Here is an 18158-nt window from a genome sequence, read left to right on the forward strand (position 1 = left end):
GCTGCTACTTCGTGACGTAGTAGAGCGTGTGGGCCTTGTGCCCGGTCACGGTGATGGTCACCTTGATCAGCGTGTTCTTGGCCAAGAGCTTGCCCTTGACCGTCTTGGTGGTGAGCAGGTTGACCGACGTGCCCTTGACCTTGACCGACGTCGCCTTGGAGGCGCCGCAGCCGACGCCGTCGCACGCGACCTTGACCGAGGAGCCGGCGACCAAGCCGGTGACCGACAGCTTGGTGAGCTTCGCCCGCGTGGACTTCTTGCCGTTGACCTTGACCGTGACGTGCTTGGTCGCGACCGACAGCTTGCCCGGCGCATCCGATGCAGGGCCCGCGGGACCGACCGGACCGACCGGACCGACTGGGCCAGCGGGACCGACCGGACCGATGGGGCCGGCCGGGCCGGTGTCGCCCTTCGGGCCGGTCAGATCGACGGCCGGGTAGTCCGCCGCGGTCGGGAAGTCCCTGCGCCGCGCGGTGGCCCCGTGCCCGGCCACATCCGAGTACGGCCAGGCCGACGTCCCGCCCCACGGCCCTGTGGAGAACGGGACCGAGGCCGAGACCCCGTCCAGGTTGACCAGGTTGAACGCGCCGCCGACGGTGGCGCCGGTGGGCGTCGTGCCCGGAGGCGTGGAGCCGAGGATCTCGCCGGTGAACAGCGCGTGGAGGGTCACGCCCGGCTTGACCGGGCTGGTGATCACGCTGGTCACGTTGCAGTAGCAGCCGTTCCCGAGCCGGCTCCACGACTGGAAGCCGTGCAGGGTGAAGTGATCGACGTTCGACGAGATGGCCAGCGCCGGGTACCCGTCGAAGTTGTTGTTCATCTTCCACACGTGCGGCTGCTGGCCGATCTCACCCGGGATGTCGAACGGCACGGTCAACGGCCGCTCGTTCTGCAGGAACGTCACGTTCCCGTACTCGCCGTTCCAGGTGATCTGGGTCTTCTTGAAGTGCTCGAGCCAGATGCCCTGCCAGGTGATGTGGTCGCCGTTGACGATCGCGCCGGTCTCGCTGCTGGCCGCGTTGGTCCAGTTGGTGGTGGTGTAGCCGTCGCCGGAGTTGTTGTTGCTCTGGATCTGGCCCTGGTTGAGGATCGTGTAGTCCTGGTTGATCAGGTACAGGTTCCTGGAGCCGCTGACCGAGCTGACGTCGTTCAGCGTCGTCGGGTCGGCCGACGAGCCACCACCGTGCGGCGTCTCGCCGATCACGATCTGGTTCTCCGCGAACGGCACCTGGCCGACGTCGTTGGGGTCGAACGCGCGGCCGTTGGCGTTGAACTTGGAGAACGTCGAGCCGGCGGCGGAGTCCTTGACCACGAGCGTCGAGGTGTTGTCGGCGCGCAGGATCGCGTCGCCCAGGCCCATGACCACCGTGTCGGGGTGCGTCACGGTGATCGGCGCGTCCAGGACGTAGGTGCCCGGGCCGAAGATCAGGTTCTTCCCGCTCGCCAGCGCCGCGTTCATCGTGGTGGCGTTGTCACCGCCGGCGACCGTCGCGAGGTAGAAGCTGCTCAGCGGCAGGGAGTCGCCCTGGTTGGCGGCGACGCTCCAGTTCGGGCCGCGCACGTCGAACTGCGCCGACGGGCGGAAGACCTGGAACTGGCTGCCGTCGTAGTAGACCCACGGCGCCTCGCGGATCACCGGCGCGCGCGTGACGTTGGTGATGTGGCCGGGCGCGGCGTACGGCGAGATCGAGCCGGGGCCGAAGTCGTCCGACGGCGCGCCGAGCGTGCCGTTGAACACCATGTCGGAGCCGAAGCCCGTGTAGCCGCCGATGTCGTCCTGCTGGAAGTAGATGTCGGAGTTGCCGCCGTCGCCCTCGACGTTCGGGCGGTTGAGACCGTCGTTGTTGATGACCTTCCCGGTGACGACCGAGTTGGAGATCACGAAGCCATTAGCAACGCCGAAGATGAGGTTGATCGGCAGACCCTGGGTGATCGGATCGCACGGGTTCTGGCACGCGCCCGCGGTCGGGGTGACCTGCGAGACGTACAAGTTGCCCAGGATGTTGACCCGGCGCAGCGTCGCGGTCTGCGACGTGTACCAGAGCATCCCGCCCGCCGGGACACCGGCTTGGATCGGGTTGATCGTCAGGTTCGACATCTGACTCGGCCGGATCGCCAGCCCGCCGTTGTTGATGCTCAAGGCGCCGTTGATCACGACGTCGCACGGACCGCTGCCGAGGCCCGCGACGACGGTGCCGCTGGCAACCTGGGCCTGGATGACGTTGCTCGTGGTGGCCGTGGACGGCGTGACCGTCGGGTCGCCGTAGGTCCCCGGCAGGAAGAAGAACTGCCGCTTGCCGCCTGCCGGCGGGGCCGCGCTGAGCGCGGCGTTGATCGAGCTCACCGACATCGACGGATCGAAGATCGTGACGTTGGCCCCGAACGGGTTGGCCGGCGGGCTGGAGACCGGCGTCGGCGCGGTCGTGCATGGATTGGCCACGGCGGCCGAGGCCGTCGCGACGCCCCCGGCGAGTAGGGCGGGAACGACGACGCACGCGACCGCCAGCGCGGCACGCGCCTTTCGCACAGCACTCAACGACATTGCTTTCTCCTCCATTGACCCGGGACATCCCGCTACTGCATCCAACTCTGGCGACTGTATGCTCGTGCGAGAGACGTAGGCAAATCACAATTTCGACGCACGACCATCGACGAGATCTATGGCTTCACGGGGAAACGCCCTCCGCGGGATGGACCTGAACCTCCTGAAGGCCTTCGACGCGTTGATGCAGGAGCGCAACGTCACGCGCGCCGCCGAGCGCCTCGGCGTGACGCAGCCGTCCGCGAGCGCTGCCCTCGCCCGGCTGCGGCTCCTCTTCGGGGACGAGCTGCTGGTCAAGTCCGGGCGGGAGATGCGCGCCACGCCCTTCGCCGAGCGGATCGCCGAGCGCATCCACACGATGCTCTTGGAGGTCGAGGACATCGTGACCTCACACGAGGACTTCGATCCCCACCAGGACGAGCAGACGTTCCGCGTGATGGTCACCGATTACACGGCGCTCATCCTGATGGGACCGGTCGCGCGGACGCTGGCGGCCGAGGCGCCTCACGTCCGGCTCGAGCTCGTGACCCACGGCATGAGCGATCACGCCGACCGCCTGCACTCCGGCGAGGTCGACCTCGCGGTCGTGCCGGATCGTCTGAGCCGGCACAGCGGGCTCCCGCGCGAGGAGCTCTTCGTCGACGAGTTCGCGCTCGCAGGCTGGCGCGGCAATCCGCGCATCACCGATTCGATGACGATCGCGGACTTCACCGCCACGCCCTACCTCAGCTTCAGCGTGGGATCTGAGCCATCGATGGTCGACTCGCTGCTCACCGAGCTCGGGCACGACACCCGCGCCAACGTCCTCGTGGCGAGCTTCGTCACCGGACCGCTGCTTCTACGAGGCACCGGGTTCGTCACGTTCATCCAACGCCGGCTCGCCGACCTGCTCGCCGAGTCGGCCGAGCTCCGCGTCGTCTCACCCCCGTTCGAGATCCCACCACTGCTCGAGACGCTCACCTGGCACCCGCGGTCGACGACCGATCCCGGGCATCGATGGCTGCGCAAGCAGATCGTGGCGGCAGCGGCGGCGCTGTAGCCGAGGGTTCGCGCAACCTGCACGCGGGAACCATCGAGATCATCATGTTGCCTTTGGGTCGTCCTTCTCCCGCGATGGTCGTCGCGTGCACGGCGCTGATCGTCGCGCTCGGCGGCACCGGCTACGCGGCCACGCAGCTCCCCGCCGACAGCGTCGGACAGAAGCAGCTGCGAAATGGCGCCGTCGGCAACCTCGAGCTGCGCGACCGCGCGATCACGCAGGGCAAGCTCCACGACGACGCGGTGACGAGCCGCGCGATTCGCAACGGGTCGGTGAAGGCACAGGACTTGGCCAAGGGCATCCTGCCCGCTGCGGCGAGCACCGTGCACCAGATCAGCGGCGATCCGATCGCGCCCGGCGCCGTCGGCGCCGTCAGCGCGGCCTGCGACCCAGGCCAGCGCGCGACCGGCGGCGGAGGCGGCTTCGCTGGGCCTGCAGTCACCAACGACAAGATGGTCGACTCGATCCCCGTCGGTGAAGAACGCCCCGTGGTCCGCTGGCGCGTGAGCCTGTTCAACGGCGGGACCGCTCCACGCACGCCCGTGGCTTACGTGCTCTGCGTCGGGCCCTGAGCGCCGCGCAACACTACGTATCCCTCGGTAGAGATTTAGGTGAGCTTCTTACCGGAGGTCCGGTTGCGTGCGCAGGTCGGCGAGGTTCTCGCGAGCGGCCACGTCGTCGGGATGGAGGCACACCAAGGCCTCCAACAACGTGATCGCCGTCTTGTGGTCGCCGCAGCGGTGTGAGAGGACCGCGAGGTCGTTGAGTGCCTCCGGGGCGATGGTGCGGCGCAGCGCGTTGGCCAGCAGCGCTCGTGCGCCCTGGGCGTCGCCGGCCGCGGCCAGGTTCAGTGCCTCGGCGTGGGAGGCGCCGTGCTGGGCCAGCGGCGGCGCCGGCGGGTAGAGCCCGGCGACCGTGAGGCCCATCCGGGTCTCCTCGGTGCGGTAGCGGTCGTTGGGCTCTACGCGGTTGGCGCCGGTGTCCCAGCGCGATCCGGGCCGGGTGATGACCGAGATGCAGTCGGTGAGGGTCTGGGCCTCCCAGGCAAACGGCTCCTGGATGACACAGCGAAGCCCGGCGCTGGCGGCGAAGCGCTCGACGATCGCCGCGGAGACCGACGGCGCGCGCCAATGGACGCGCTCGGGATCGACCGCGCCGAGCGCGGCGACGTTCGAGTGGTGGATGAACACGACGCCGTCGTCGCTCAGCACGCGCGCGAACTCGACCATGTAGCCGCCCAGCACGTCAGCCTCGGCGTGCACCAGCGAGTCGAAGCTGAAGACGAGGTCGACCGAGCGGTCAGACGCCGCGGCCAGCGACGTTCCGTCGTTGACGTGGAAGCTCAGCCGCGGATCGTCCGCAAACCGCTGACGGCAGTGCGCGATCGCCGTGCCCGCGATGTCCACGCCGATCAGCTCGTCGCAGCGCTGCGCGAGGTACTGGGTCCAGCGCCCGTGCCCGACGGCGATCTCCAGCACCTTCTTCGCCGGCAGAAACGCCCGCACGCGCGGGTACAGCCACATCGACCAGTGGTTGGCCGAGCCACCCCACGCCGCGGACCACTCCTCGCCATCTTCAGGCCAGTCGTAGCTGGCGTCCCAGACCATGAGGTTCTGCACGAGGGAGGGCACGAATTGGTGATCGGCAGCGAATCGACGGCGCTTAAGCCCGACCCCGGTCGACGGCTAGCCTGACGGGATGAACGGCAAGACCAAGGGGCGCCTGCGCGCCGCGGCGCAGCTGACGCTGGGCAGCTTCCTGCTCACGGCGGGCACCGGCCACATGACCTTCGCGCGCGAGGAGTTCCAGGCCCAGGTCCCGGACTGGGTGCCGCTGCTGGACAAGGACACGGTCGTCCTGCTCTCCGGCGTCGTCGAGCTGGCCTTCGGCGCCGCGCTGGTGAGCACCTGGAAGCAACCGCGCCGCGCCATGGTCGGCGCCGCAACCGCCGCGCTGTTCGTCGCGGTGTTTCCCGGCAACGTCGCTCAGCTGACCGGCCACCGCGATGCCTTCGGCCTGGACACCGACACCAAGCGCGCGATCCGCCTGCTCTTCCAGCCGCTGCTCGTCGCCTGGGCGCTGGGCGCCACCGACGCACGCCGCGTGCTCACCGCGCGCTCGTCTTAGCCGGCGACGTCTGATCTGTACAAGGCGCGCGTTGGGCTTTGACGGCGCGCGGCACGGCCGAGGACCCGTGCCTGCTCGACACCTACCGCGCGGTCATCGCCTTCGCCGAGACCGGCGACGCCCGGCCCTGGCACGCGTTCTCCCGCGAGCGCTTGGCGCAGGACCCGCGACCGTCCTGAGCGACGCGGCCTACGCCAGCCCCATCCGCAGCGCCCCCGCCAGCTCCACGACCGCGTCGTGGGAGGCCTGCGAGACCGCGGTCATGCTCGCGAAGCCGTGGATGAGGCCCGGGTGGCGGCGGGCGACCGTGGGGACCCCGGCGGCGGCGAGCCGGGCGGCGTAGGCCTCGCCCTCGTCGCGCAGCGGGTCAAAGCCGGCGGTGACGACGTAGGCCGGCGGCAGGCCGGAAAGGTCTGAGGTGGCGGCGGGGTAGGCGCGGGGGTCGGCGTCGGCGGCCGCGTAGGAGGCCTGGAACCAGGCGATGTCCTCCTCGACGAGGAAGAAGCCGCGGGCGAAGAGCTCACCCGAGCGGGTCGGCTCGTGGGTGGTCTTGGGGTAGATCAGCAGCTGGAAGGCGGGCGTCGGCGCGCTGGCGGCGCGGGCCAGCTGGCAGACGACGGCCGAGAGGTTGCCGCCCGCGCTGTCGCCACCGACCGCGATCCGGTCCGGATCGATCCCGAGCGACGCGGCGTTGGCGTGGACCCACGCGAAGGCGGCGGACGCGTCGTCGACGGCGGCCGGAAACGGGTCCTCCGGCGCGAGCCGGTAGTCAATGGCAATAACCGTCACCTGCGCGTGGAAGCACAGCATCCGGCACAGCTCGTCGTGGGAGTCGAGGTCGCCGAAGACGAAGCCGCCGCCGTGGAAGAAGACCAACGCCGGCCCCGCACCGTCCTCGCCCGGCGCCAGCGCGGGCCCGGGCGGCGGGATGTAGCGCCGCGCCGGCAGCGGTCCGGCCGGGCCCGGGACGGTCAGGTCGGCCACGGCCGCAACACGCGGCAACGGCCGCGCCGTGACCAACGCCGAACGGCGCACCTGACGACGCGCGCCCTCAGCGCCCTGCGCCTCCCACCCACCCAGCCCGCGACGCTCGCCGAGCTTGAGCACGAGCTGAATCTGCGGATCGAGCGTCTGCCCGTCGAGGATGACCGGCCGTCCCGCCAGCCGGCGCGCGGCCCGCGGAGACAACCGCCCGAGCACGCGCGCGCCGGCGCGCTCGACGCGATCGGCCGGCGTCAGCCGGTAGGGCGAGGCGGAGGACATTGGCGGAACCTACCGGGGCTGCGGCACGCCGACGACAGAGTTCCGAGACGAGACCACGATCCGCGGGCTCAAGCCGGCGCCACCGCCGGCTTCGCGGTGTCCTCCACACCGAGCGGCAGCCACCTTTCGCCGCGATCAGCCGCTCTCGGAGACTCACGAAAATCGAACATGCAGTCGTGCTCGACGGCCACTCCCGCGCCGTCGCAGAAGACGACCAACGGTCGGCGACCGGATGCCCTCAAGGTCACTCAGTAATGCTGAGCACTTTATAGATGTGTGCGACTGGTCACGGGTAGACCGAGGTCTCTGCACCAACCTGAGGAGAGTTCCTGATGGTGTCCATGTCCCTTGCCCGCCGGGCGGCGGTCGTCACCGGCTGCTGCATGCTGATCGTTCTTCTAGGAGCCGCGACGCGGCCAGGTGACGCCTCGGCCGCTGCGTGCACGATCACTAGCAACGCAGCGGTGATCGTAGGGACGTCACAGTCCGACGTGATCTGCGCGGGCGACGGCGACAACGTCATCTACGGCGGTTTGCTCGACGATGAGATCTATGGCGGCGGCGGCAACGACGTGCTGATCGGCGGTCACGGCACCGACCTCCTGCATGGCCAGACCGGCAACGACGTGCTCCGTGGCGGCACCAACCGCGATTGCTACATCGGCGGCGACGGCAACGACACGGTCAGCTTCGCCAGCATGACCCCGAGCGGGCGCGACGCTAGTGGTAACCCGAGCACGGCCGGCGTCACGGTGGAGCTCAAAGCCGACACTTTCCCGGCCGAGCGAAGCTGCCCGGCGAGCTTCACCGCCGACGGCCTCGCGAAGGGCGAGGGCGCCGACGAGGATCTCATCGGCGTCGAGAACATCATCGGCAGCGCGTTCGACGACGACCTGACGGCCAAGCCCAACAGCACCAGCGACCTGCGCGGCGGCGGCGGCAACGACATCCTGCGCGGACGCAGCAACGGTGCGGCCGACGACACCCTGCGCGGCGAGGCCGGCGCCGACCAGTGCCGCAGCAACGGGGTCGTGGTCGCGTGCGCCGACGTGCCCGAGGGCGCGTCCCGTCCTGCGGCTCCTCACGCCTACGTCGAGAACCGCGGCGCGGACTCGGGCGTCGTCGTCCTCGGACGCCTGGGCAACGACCCCGACACGCTCGCGATCACGCGACCGTCATCCACGCAGGTGCGCATCGACTTCGACGAGGCGCCCACCGCGACCACGACCTGCCCGAAGACCGCCACGCTGACGCTGACCTGCACGATCTCCACCCCGCGCTACGTCACGGCCTGGGGCGACTTCGGCAACGACACCATGTCGATCGGCGCAAGCGGGACGCTCTTCCCGCCAGAGGCGAGCCTCGACCTCAACGGCGGCCCGGGCGACGACGTCGTCACCGGCGGCCCCAACCAGGAGATCCTGTTCACCGGCGAGGGCGACGCCGACCAGCTCTACGGCAACGCGGGCACCGACGCCCTGATCAGCGAGGGCGATCCCGTCGGCTCCGGCGGCGACTACCTCGCCGGCGGTGATGACAACGACCAGCTCGTCACCGACAACGCCTGCGCCGGCCACACGCTCTGGGGCGGCAACGACACCGGAACCGGGGCCAGCGGCGACATCATCGGCTTCGCACGGCAGGGCAACCTGCTCCTGCCCGGCGGCGACCGCGGTGTCTGGGCCCAGCTCGGCACCGGGGCGACGCCCGGCGACGCCTTCGCCGTCCCCGAGCCCGGCGGCTGCGCGCACTCGCAGATCCTTGGCGGCGGCGAGATCCTCGAGGGCACCAACCAACACGACCAGCTGCGCGGCAACGACGCCCCCAACGAGATCTGGGGCCGCAAGGGCAACGACACCATCTACGGCCTCGGCGGCAACGACATCCTCCACGGCCTCGACGACAACGACATCCTCTACGGCAACGAGGGCAACGACACCGTCTACGGCGAGGAGGGCGTCGACGAGCTCTACGGCGGCGACGGCTCGGACAAGCTGCGCTCCCAGGACAACCGCACCGACACCGCGGTCAACTGCGGCGCCGGCGCCGACTACCCCGTCGAAGCCGACCCCAACGACCCGGTCGTCAGCTGCAACGAGCTCGGCTAGCCCAACCGCTCTTAGCCGACAACAAGGGCATAGGCCATGAAAGACCGTTCATGGCCTAAACCCACAAGAATCCGCCCGAAACACGGGTTCCTCGGACGGCCGAGACCCCGGCCGAGGATCGCCGAGATCTCGCCGATGCGCTCAATGTGCCCGCCCGTGTCGCGATCCCGGGACTCGGCCGTCGCCGCGAAGACGATCGACAGGAAGAAGATGGAGGAGCAGCAGGGTGCCGACGCCGCCGTCCAGGCAGCACAGCGCGACGCCCCCGGCGATGTGGGACCCGTTCCACGCCACGAAGAGCCGATACGCCTGCCGGCCGGTCGGCAGCGTCCTTCGGGTCTGCCACCAGATGGCGGCCAATTCGCCGGCCGCGGGTGGCGACGGCTAGTGCTTGGCCTTGCGCGCCTTGTCGGCGGCGGCGTCGCGCTGATCTCCGAGCTGGGCCTGGCGACGCAGGAGCGCAAGCCGCTCCTTGCCGCCGACCGTGCCGGCGATCTTCTCGCCTACGGTCTTGAGCTGCTTGAGGACGGCGGCGTCGGTGAGCGGTCGCGGAGCCATTGCCCCAGTATTCCCGATCTCGTGCTCGCGCGATCACGAAACAGCGGCGTCGCCCTCATCTCCAAGGACGTCGGCCTCGCCGCAGGGGCTGCACTGGTGTCTCCCGACGAAGGGCTTCGTGACCCGCAGCTGCTGTTCGGCGTGCCGGTTTCGCTTCCACGCGACGGCGACCCTACCCAGCAGCGCCGACGGGCCGGCACGGCCACGTTGCCTGGACACGGCCATGAGCTGTCGCGAGCCGAGTCCGGCTCGATCAGCAATGGGCGGTTTGCTCCTGATGCGTTGGGTGCAGTGCGCTGGGCGGACCGGGCCGAGGGCAGCCGACCACGCACAGGACCTGGTGAAGCGCGGCCTCGGCTACGTGCGCACACGGACCTTGAGCCGGGTCGCGACCGACCTGTTGCCGGCGGCGTCGGTCGCGGTCACGGTCAGCTGCAGGCCCCCCGGCCGTACCAGGTGCTTGGGGATGCGCAGCGTGTGCGCCCCCTTGGCCCCGCGGCCCTTGATCACGCCGAGGACCTTGCCGTTCCGCCTGACCGTGACGCGCACCGTGGCCGCTTCGGAGAGGGTGAAGGCCAGCTTCCCTTGCCGGCCGGCCCGTAGGCGGCCCGCGACGGCGACCTTGCTCACGACGGGCGCCTTGCGGTCGGCGGCCGGGAAAGGCGTAGGGGACGGAGACGGAGACCGAGACGGAGCGGGAGCGGCGCCGATCACGTTCGTCGTCACCGAGGCGGTGTCGTCGGCGGCTGACGAGTCCGGCGTGGCGCCGGAGACGCGCGCGGTCGTGGTGGCGGGGCCGGGGGTGGCGGGCAGGCGCAGCGCCAGGATCACGGTCGCTGTTGCGCCGGGCGTAAGCGCCCCGAGGGAGCAGCTCGTTCCCGCGCACGTCCCGTTCGAGCCGTAGATCAGGTCGGCGCCGGCGCCGGCGGGCAGGTCGAAGCTGACCGTCGTCGCTTGGGAGGCGTCGAAGCCGGTGTTGGTCGCGGTGGCGACCAGGGTCACCCCGGCGCCGGACGCGACCTCAGCGGCAGAGGACTGCAGCGTCACGCTGCGCCCGGCACCGATCTCGACCGCGCCGATGTCGCAGCCCGTGCCGACCGGTGCGGGGGCGCCGCGCTGGTCGGCGGTGTCGTCGGAGCACGCGGCGGCAGCGTCGACGACGGGTGAGCCGACGCCGGGCACGAGCGTGTCCGTGGGGCCGCCGTGGTCGCCGAGCGGGCCGAGCAGCGGGTCGGCGACGATCTGCCCGGATCCGAATCCGCAGCTGCTGTCGCCGGCGAGGTTGCGCCCTCGCGTTTGGGGCGCGGTGCCTGAGCAGTTGGCGCCGGACGGCGCGCTTCCGGCGGCGATGATCGAGTCCTCGACGATCACGCTGCCCGCGCCCGTGCTGTAGATGTTGCCCCCATTGCCGGACGGCGCCCTGTTGCCGGTGAGGGTGACGTGGTCGAGCGTCAGCGCTCCCCCGGTGGTGAAGATCCCGCCGCCCAGCGTGCTCCGGGAGTGGGAGGTCCCGTCCGACGCGGTGTTGCCGGCCACCGTGGTCCGCCGCAGCACGAGGGTGCCGCCCCCGTTGTACACCCCGCCGCCCTCGACGAGCGTCGAGCTGCTGCCTCCGACGTTGCCGACAATGGCCGAGTCCCGGAGCGTCACGTGGGTGCCGGAGACGAACAGGCCCGCGGTGTCGCTGGCCCCGCTCAATTCCGGGTAGATGTTGTCGCGGATGACGATGCCGTCGCCGTCCACGCTGCCGCCGTCTCGCACCTTGAGCCCGGTCGCGGCGCCCGTGAGCGCCAGTCCCGACAACGTCGCCGCGCCGGCACCGAAGACGTCCAGCACGGAAGCGTTCGAGGCGCCGTCGATGACCGTCGCGCGAGCGCCCGCGCCCTTGACCGTCATCGCGGAGGTGATGACGAGCTCCTCGGTGGCGCTGAAGGTCCCCGCCGGCACAGTGACGCTGTCGGCCCCCGCCTGGCCGTTGGCCTGCTCGAGGGCGGCGCGCAGGGTGCAATGACCGGTCGCGTCCCGGCAGAGCCCATCGCCGAGGGCTTGGTCGTGAGCGTCCGTCGTGACGTTGACGACGAACTCGGCGGCACTGGCCGATGCGGCGACCGCGAACGTCGCGACAAGCGTGGCGATCGTGGCGATCAGACGCATGACAGCGAGCATACGTACGGCCTCGTCGTCCCGCCAGCTGCCCACAAGCTCGTCGAGCCCTGACCGTCGGTGAGGTCGGCCTAGCAGAAGCCGACGTTGGCTTCGCAAGGACCACGTGGTCGTTGGCGCGCCGCGCACGAAAACTCAGCGGGACAGCCCCGGTGGTTTCACCGATGCGCCCTCGCCGCCGCCCTGCTGCGATGCCGGGATGCGTCGCCTCGCCACCGTGCTGCTCGTTGCGTCCTGCCCGCTGCTCGGAGCGCCAGCCACCCAGGCGGCGAGCCTCGTCTTCATGGACAAGGACAACGACGTGGCGATCGCGCGGCCGGACGGCAGCCTCGTCAAGAAGGTCGCGCACGCGAGCGACGCAGCGCACGGCTACAAGGCCGTCTCCGTCGCCGACGACGGTGGCATCACCGCGTTCCTGCGCCAGAACGACGACGGCGGCAACTCCAGCCTCGTCGTCCTCGGCCAGGACGGCGCGGTCCGCGAAGGCCCGTTCCTGTTCGAGAGGTACGGGCTCTGCGGCGGCCTGAGCCCGTTCCGCACCTCGACGTCGCCGGACGGCACCTTCGTCGCGGCCCAGTACTGGAAGGGCTCGAACAACTGCCTCGGCGGCTCGTACACCCCGTCGGTGCGGCTCGTCAACCGCAACAGCCCGACGATCGGGACGAGCACCTACCCGTCCTACGACTACCTGACCGAGCCGCACTGGCTCCGCCACCCCGACGCCCGCCTGGCGGGCATCAACGGCGGCACGCTGTCGGTGTGGCAGAACGACGCCGCGCACATGGACGCGTGGATCGCGCTCCCGGTCGACAGCCCGTACGAGCTCGACGGGTTCGACTTCCATCCCACGCAGACCAAGCTCCTGCTCGACCTCGGCCCCGCCCACGCGACCGGGGTCCAGCCCCACCGGCTCGAGCTCTACACCTACACCGAGTTCTCGACCGGCGCCGCGCCGCCGACCGACCCCGCGCCCCAGCTCGTCTGCGGCATCGACGCCTACGTGTCCAACGACGCCGGCGGCGGCCGCCCGTTCTGGTCGCCGGACGGCACCCAGATCGCCTGGAACGCCCCGGACGGCATCCGCGTCTCGCCCGCACCCGTCGCCAACGGCGAGACGTGCGTGCTCCAGCCGACGCTCGTCGTGCCCGGCGGGTCCGACGTCCACTGGGCGTCGTTCGACGTCACCCCGCCGTCCGGAGGCGGCGGCACGACCACGACGACGCCCGCGCCCGGCGGCGGCACGACGACGCCCCCGCCCAGCGGCGGCACGACGACCAAGCCGAAGTCGACCCCTGCCTTCAGCGCGGCGAAGGCCATCGCGGCCAAGCGCGCGTTCACCCTTCGGCTCACGCTCGCGAAGGCGGCGACCGTGCGCGTCACCGTCACCCGCCGGGGCGCGAAGAAAGCGCTGGGCACGGTCACGTACAAGGCGAAGAAGGGCGCGTTCACGCGCAAGATCGCGAAGGTCCGCGGCACGCGCCTGAAGCACGGCACCTACACGGTCGTCGTCGCGGTCGGCGCGACGAAGAAGACGCTGACCGTGCGCGTGAAGTAGTCGGCACGTCCGCCGGCGCGACAGGTCCGGTGATTTCACTGATGCGGTCCGTGACGGACACGGCGCAGGATGGGGTGATGCGACGGATCACCGTGCTGGTCGTCAGCGCCTGCGTGCTCGCCATGGCCGCCGGGACGGCGCCCGCGCCGGCGAGCATTCAGGCCTACAACGAGCCCGCCTACACGAAGACGGCGGCCAACGACGCGTTCTTCTGGCACTGGGTGGCGGTCAACGGCACCGACGAGAGCGCCAACACCAACTACACGTACTACCTCTGCTTCTTCACCTACCGCGACAACGTCACGGTCGAGTCGAGCAACGGCACGACCGGCGGCCCGGGGTCGTCGAACTGCACCGGGAGCGTGCGGTCCGGGCCGAGCCCGTCCAGCGGGGACTTCGGCGGGACGCCGTTCACCACCAACACGGTGCTCGAAGACGGCCACACCTACCAGATGTGCGCCAGCGCCTTCTACCGCTGGCCCTACCTGCCGTGGAAGCTCGACGCGGCGAACATCGGCAACTGCGCGGCAACGACGATCGACCGAACCAAGCCCGCCATCGGCGTATCGGTCGACGGCACCGCCAACTACACCAACAACCCGGTCCTGCAGATCCAGATCGACTATCAGGACGCGACGAGCCCGCCGTGGCAGGGGGCGGGCGGCGTGGCCTCCAACTGGGTCTGCGTCAACCGCGGCGGCACGTGCTCGCCGGGCGGCAGCCCCTCGGAGCCCTGCAGCCACGCCGCCAACCCGTCGAGCCGCACGACGTCGTTCACCTGCAGCTCCAACGTGACGGCGCAGCCCGACGGGGACTGGAACGTCTGCGCGATGTCCGCCGACTCCGCTGTGCCCGACAACCCGTCGGGGACCGACCAGTTCGCGCAGGCGACCTCCAACAACGCCAACATCTCGACGCCCGTCTGCGGCCACGTCGTGCTCGACCGCGTCGCGCCGGCGGTGACCGCGAGCGCCGGCAAGTCGACGGTGGGCGTCGGCGAGCTGGTGACGTTCGGCGCGAGCGCGACCGACGCGACGTCCGGCGTCGGCAACACCTATGACTGGGACTTCGGCGACAACACCGCCCACGGGAGCGGGACCGCGCCGACGCACACCTACACGCAGGCGGGAACCTATGTCGCCAAGGCCTCCACCAACGACGGCGCGGGCAACGCCGGTCAGGGGACGGTGACGATCACGGTCACGCCGCCGCCGTCGGGCGGGACGACGACCACGGGCGGGACGACCACCACGCCCGGGGGCGGCACGCCCGGCGGCACCACGACCACCACGCCACCGCCGGCCACGACGTCCGGGGGCGCCACCGTGACGGTCGCGCCGTCGGCGGCGACCGTCAGCCAGCAGGCGGGCGGCGGCGGCACGCAGAGCACGCGCGTCGGCGGGCTCAGCGTCGTCGCGCCCAAGCGGGTGACGCTGGCCAAGACGCGCAAGAAGCTGCCGCTGGTGCTCACCGTCGACACGGCGGGCACGGTCGAGGTCTCGCTGCTGCGCGGAGCGCGGATCGCCTCCAAGGGCAGCGTCGAGATCGCGCGGGCGGGGACGCTCGGCTTCTCGCTGAAGCTGCCCAAGCGACCCAAGGCCGGGGCCTACACGCTGAAGCTCGTCTTCCGCCCCAAGAGCGGGCGCGCAGCGACCAAGACGCTGCACCTGACGTTCGTCAAGCCCCGCGCGGCGCGCAGCTCCCGGCTCCCGCTGCGCGGGATCCCGCTGGCGCGCTGAGCGGGCAGCGCCGGCAACCCGTGCGCGGTGAAGCTCACGCGCAAGCTCCGCTGGCAGGAGACACGATGGCGCCTTCCGCGCGCCGGTACCGTTCCCGCCCGGTGGAGCTGATCGGACGCCATGCCGAGCGGGAGCGGCTGCGGGCCTTCGTCGAGGGAGGACGCGGCGCGCTGGTCATCGCCGGGCGCCCCGGCGTCGGCAAGAGCGCGCTGCTGGACGCCACGATCGCGGACCCGGACCGCCGCGTGCTGCGCGCGATCGGCGTCCAGAGCGAGATCACGCTGCCGTTCGCGGGCCTGCGCGAGCTGCTGGACCCGGTGCTGGCCGAGGTCGACGCGCTCCCCGCGACGCAGCGGCACGCGCTGCGCGGAGCGCTCGCCCTCGACGACCAGCCCGCCGGCCTGGACCGCGGCACCGTCCTGCACGCCTTCGCCGCGCTCGCCGGCGCGCTCGCTCCCCTCGTCGTCGCGGTCGACGACGTGCAGTGGCTCGACGCGTCCTCGCGCGAGGCGATCGCGTTCCTGGCCCGCCGCGCCGAGCGCCTCGGGGTGGCGGTGCTCGTCGTCCGCTCGCTGCGCGGTGAGCCCCTGGCCGACTGGCCGGAGCTGCCCACGCTGGCCGTCGAGGAGCTGCGCCGCGCCGACGCGCTGGACCTCGCGCGGCGCGGCGGCGTTGCGCCTGCGGTCGCCGAGGCGCTGGTCGAGGCCGTCGGCGGCAATCCGCTCGCGCTCGTCGAAGGCCCGGCGGAGCTGACCGTCGCCCAGCGCTCCGGCGGCGAGGCGCTGCCCGACCTGCTGCCCGCGGGCGGGCGGCTCACCGACGCCTACGCCGCGCGCCTGGCCCGGCTGCCCGGCGCCACGCGCGCGGCCGTGCTGCTCGCCGCCGCCAGCGGCGACGGGGCGACCGCGCCGCTGGCCGCCGCGCTCGCGGCGTCCGGCAGCGGGCTCGGGGCGTTCGACCCGGCCGAGGACGACGGCCTCGTCCTGCTCGACGAGCGCTTCGTGCGCTTCACCCACCCCGAGGCGCGCGCCGCCGTCTACCACGCCGCCCGGCCCAGCGACCGCCGCGCCGCGCACCGGGCGCTGGCCGCCGCGCTCCCGCCGTCGCAGGCGGCCTGGCACCTGGCGATCACCGCCGACCGGCCTGACGAGGAGCTCGCCGCGGTGCTCGAGCGCTCCGCCCACGACGCCGCCGCCCGCGGCGCGCCCGGCACCGCGCTGCACGCCGCGCAGCGCGCCGCCGCGCTCACCCCGGACCCGGTCCGCGCCCGCGCCCGCGCGCTTGCCGCCGGCCACCTCGCGCTGGTCGCCGGCCGACCGGAGACCGCGCTGGCGCTGGCGTCCGGGCTCCCGCCCGCGCCCGACTCGGCGGCGCGCGCCGACACGCAGCTGCTCGTCGGCGCGGCCACCGCGCAGGCCGGGCGGCCCGCCGAGGCGCATGCGCTGCTGGAGGCCGAGGCGGACCGCATCGCTGCCACCGACCCCGGTCGCGCCGCGGTGCTGCTCACCCAGGCCTCGATCGCGCTCATGGGCGCCGGCCCGACCGGGCTGATCGCGCGCATCGCCGACCGCGCGCGGGAGCTGGCCGGGCCGGGCGCCGACCTCGTCCCGGCGATGATGGAGGCCTCGGCCCGCGCGGTCGCCGGGCAGCACGGCTTCGCCCGCACGGCGATCGGCGCCCGGATGGACGAGATCCTCAGGCTCGACCCCGGCGCGCCCGGCCACCAGGTCATCGCGCTGGCGGGCATGTGCCTGCACTGGATGGAGGAGCAGGACGAGGCGGTCCGCCTGATCGCGCCCGTGGTGGCGACGCTGCGCGAGCGCGGCGCGGTCATGCCGCTCGCGTTCCCGCTGGTCGTGCTGGCCAGCGTCCACGCCCGGCAGGGCGACTTCCGCGGCGCGCGCGAGCTGGCCCAGGAGGCGGCGGCGCTGGGAGAGGAGGCGATCGGCGACTTCCTGCAGGCACTGACCTTGAACACCCGCGCGTTCGTCGGGACCTACCTCGCCGAGGACGACGTCTGCGTCGCCAACGCGACCACCGCGCGGGCGATCTGCGAGCGGCTCGGGATCTACTCGCACCGCGCGGTCTCCGAGCAGGTGCTAGGCATGCTCGCGCTGTCCAAGGGCGACCTCGTCGCGGCGATCGACCACCTCGAGCGCGGCCGCGAGTACCGCCTGCGCTTCGGGGCGCACGACCCCGGCTACATGTTCAACGAGAGCGACCTGACCGAGGCCTACGCCCGCGCCGGCCGCCTCGACGACGCCGCGCGGATGCTCGCCGAGCTGCGCGCCGGCGCCGAGCTGACCGGCGGCGCGTGGGCCACCGCCGCGACCGCGCGCTACGCCGCGCTGCTCGACGGCAACGACGCGATCGACGAGCACCTCGCCACCGCGCTGGCCGCCCACTCGCGCGTGCGGTTCACGTTCGAGGAGGCCCGCACGCGGCTGATCTTCGGCGAGCGGCTACGACGGGCACGGCGGCGCACCGAGGCGCGGGCGCTGCTGGCCGAGGCCGAGGCGACGTTCCGCGCGCAGGGCGCGGTGCGCTGGGCGGATCGCGCTGCCGCCGAGCTGGCGGCGGCGGGCGGACCCGTGGGCAGCACGGCGAACGCGGGCGCCGGCGCGCCCGCGCTCAACGGCGTCACCCTCACCGCGCGGGAGCGCGAGGTCTGCGCGCTCGTGGCCGGCGGCGCCACGAACGCCGAGGTCGCCACCGCGCTGTTCCTGTCCCGGCGCACCGTCGAATACCACCTGCGCCAGATCTTCCGCAAGCTCGGCGTGCGCTCGCGGTCAGAGCTGGCCGCTCGCGTTCTCACCGACCCGGTGGATTGACCGCTGCGAAGCGCGCGCCTACCCGGCGATCCTGAGGACGAGCAGGTTGTGCCCGCGGTTCTTGCGCTCGACGTTGCCGGCGGTGTCGATGCCGCTGGATTGTTGCCGGGTCGGCTGTCACGGCTTGCGGGTCTTGGTCAGGCGTGCCATGCAGTTGGCTACCGCGCCGGTGGAGCGGCCGAGTGCCCGAGCGCCAGTAGCTCGACCCACGCCTCGTGATAGAGGCCCTCATG

Annotated in this window: 13 protein-coding genes; 8 read left to right on the forward strand and 5 right to left on the reverse strand. The window is 71.9% G+C overall.

Annotated features, from left to right (window positions below; all coding sequences use genetic code 11):
* Positions 1-4 precede the first annotated feature (4 nt).
* Positions 5-2542 (reverse strand): hypothetical protein, encoded by a 2538-nt coding sequence (locus tag ACT01A_RS10245; RefSeq protein ID WP_445152149.1) that lies wholly within the window; start codon positions 2540-2542, stop codon positions 5-7.
* A gap of 118 nt (positions 2543-2660) precedes the next feature.
* Between ACT01A_RS10245 and ACT01A_RS10250 the strand changes: the two genes are divergently transcribed.
* On the forward strand, positions 2661-3581 hold the full coding sequence (locus ACT01A_RS10250) for a LysR family transcriptional regulator (RefSeq protein WP_445152150.1): 921 nt from the start codon (positions 2661-2663) through the stop codon (positions 3579-3581).
* Positions 3539-4153 carry a hypothetical protein gene (locus ACT01A_RS10255; protein WP_445152151.1) on the forward strand — a complete coding sequence of 205 codons (615 nt, stop codon included), beginning with the start codon at positions 3539-3541 and terminating at the stop codon, positions 4151-4153. The genes ACT01A_RS10250 and ACT01A_RS10255 overlap by 43 nt, the downstream gene beginning before the upstream one ends.
* 48 nt (positions 4154-4201) lie before the next feature.
* Here the strand turns inward: ACT01A_RS10255 and ACT01A_RS10260 are convergent, their stop codons facing one another.
* Positions 4202-5212 (reverse strand): methyltransferase domain-containing protein, encoded by a 1011-nt coding sequence (locus tag ACT01A_RS10260; RefSeq protein WP_445152152.1) that lies wholly within the window; start codon positions 5210-5212, stop codon positions 4202-4204.
* A gap of 67 nt (positions 5213-5279) precedes the next feature.
* On the opposite strand from ACT01A_RS10260, the gene ACT01A_RS10265 reads away from it, so the two are divergent.
* Positions 5280-5708 carry a DoxX family protein gene (locus ACT01A_RS10265; RefSeq protein WP_445152153.1) on the forward strand — a complete coding sequence of 143 codons (429 nt, stop codon included), beginning with the start codon at positions 5280-5282 and terminating at the stop codon, positions 5706-5708.
* A gap of 38 nt (positions 5709-5746) precedes the next feature.
* The gene (locus ACT01A_RS10270) at positions 5747-5887 is read left to right on the forward strand and encodes a helix-hairpin-helix domain-containing protein (protein WP_445152154.1); all 141 of its coding nucleotides are present in this window, start codon (positions 5747-5749) and stop codon (positions 5885-5887) included.
* Between the two features lie 10 nt (positions 5888-5897).
* On the opposite strand, the gene ACT01A_RS10275 is transcribed toward ACT01A_RS10270, so the two are convergent.
* Positions 5898-6971 (reverse strand): alpha/beta hydrolase, encoded by a 1074-nt coding sequence (locus ACT01A_RS10275; protein WP_445152155.1) that lies wholly within the window; start codon positions 6969-6971, stop codon positions 5898-5900.
* 341 nt (positions 6972-7312) lie between these two features.
* On the opposite strand from ACT01A_RS10275, the gene ACT01A_RS10280 reads away from it, so the two are divergent.
* A complete protein-coding gene (locus ACT01A_RS10280; protein ID WP_445152156.1) occupies positions 7313-9079 on the forward strand; it encodes a calcium-binding protein in 1767 nt (588 codons plus the stop codon).
* Between the two features lie 384 nt (positions 9080-9463).
* On the opposite strand, the gene ACT01A_RS10285 is transcribed toward ACT01A_RS10280, so the two are convergent.
* Positions 9464-9637: a hypothetical protein gene (locus ACT01A_RS10285; RefSeq protein WP_445152157.1), complete on the reverse strand. Its 174-nt coding sequence runs from the start codon at positions 9635-9637 to the stop codon at positions 9464-9466.
* A gap of 357 nt (positions 9638-9994) precedes the next feature.
* On the reverse strand, positions 9995-11791 hold the full coding sequence (locus tag ACT01A_RS10290) for a choice-of-anchor Q domain-containing protein (RefSeq protein ID WP_445152158.1): 1797 nt from the start codon (positions 11789-11791) through the stop codon (positions 9995-9997).
* Between the two features lie 208 nt (positions 11792-11999).
* Here ACT01A_RS10290 and ACT01A_RS10295 point away from each other — a divergent pair, with 208 nt between their 5' ends.
* The 3 genes from ACT01A_RS10295 to ACT01A_RS10305 all read left to right on the forward strand — a co-directional run bounded on the left by ACT01A_RS10295 (position 12000) and on the right by ACT01A_RS10305 (position 17925).
* Complete coding sequence (locus ACT01A_RS10295) at positions 12000-13355, forward strand: hypothetical protein (RefSeq protein WP_445152159.1); 1356 nt, start codon at positions 12000-12002, stop codon at positions 13353-13355.
* Between the two features lie 77 nt (positions 13356-13432).
* Positions 13433-15094 (forward strand): PKD domain-containing protein, encoded by a 1662-nt coding sequence (locus tag ACT01A_RS10300; RefSeq protein WP_445152160.1) that lies wholly within the window; start codon positions 13433-13435, stop codon positions 15092-15094.
* A 101-nt stretch (positions 15095-15195) separates the two neighbouring features.
* The gene (locus tag ACT01A_RS10305) at positions 15196-17925 is read left to right on the forward strand and encodes an AAA family ATPase (protein WP_445152161.1); all 2730 of its coding nucleotides are present in this window, start codon (positions 15196-15198) and stop codon (positions 17923-17925) included.
* Positions 17926-18158 lie beyond the last annotated feature (233 nt).

This window comes from Baekduia sp. Peel2402 (assembly GCF_052567285.1).

Bases quoted from the DNA above. Each gene is read 5' to 3' on its own strand.
- ACT01A_RS10275 (WP_445152155.1), bottom strand. From the start codon at position 6,971: ATGTCCTCCGCCTCGCCCTACCGGCTGACGCCGGCCGATCGCGTCGAG.
- ACT01A_RS10265 (WP_445152153.1), top strand. From the start codon at position 5,280: ATGAACGGCAAGACCAAGGGGCGCCTGCGCGCCGCGGCGCAGCTGACG.
- ACT01A_RS10285 (WP_445152157.1), bottom strand. From the start codon at position 9,637: ATGGCTCCGCGACCGCTCACCGACGCCGCCGTCCTCAAGCAGCTCAAG.
- ACT01A_RS10280 (WP_445152156.1), top strand. From the start codon at position 7,313: ATGTCCCTTGCCCGCCGGGCGGCGGTCGTCACCGGCTGCTGCATGCTG.
- ACT01A_RS10250 (WP_445152150.1), top strand. From the start codon at position 2,661: ATGGCTTCACGGGGAAACGCCCTCCGCGGGATGGACCTGAACCTCCTG.
- ACT01A_RS10255 (WP_445152151.1), top strand. From the start codon at position 3,539: ATGGCTGCGCAAGCAGATCGTGGCGGCAGCGGCGGCGCTGTAGCCGAG.
- ACT01A_RS10300 (WP_445152160.1), top strand. From the start codon at position 13,433: ATGCGACGGATCACCGTGCTGGTCGTCAGCGCCTGCGTGCTCGCCATG.
- ACT01A_RS10295 (WP_445152159.1), top strand. From the start codon at position 12,000: ATGCGTCGCCTCGCCACCGTGCTGCTCGTTGCGTCCTGCCCGCTGCTC.
- ACT01A_RS10290 (WP_445152158.1), bottom strand. From the start codon at position 11,791: ATGCGTCTGATCGCCACGATCGCCACGCTTGTCGCGACGTTCGCGGTC.
- ACT01A_RS10245 (WP_445152149.1), bottom strand. From the start codon at position 2,542: ATGTCGTTGAGTGCTGTGCGAAAGGCGCGTGCCGCGCTGGCGGTCGCG.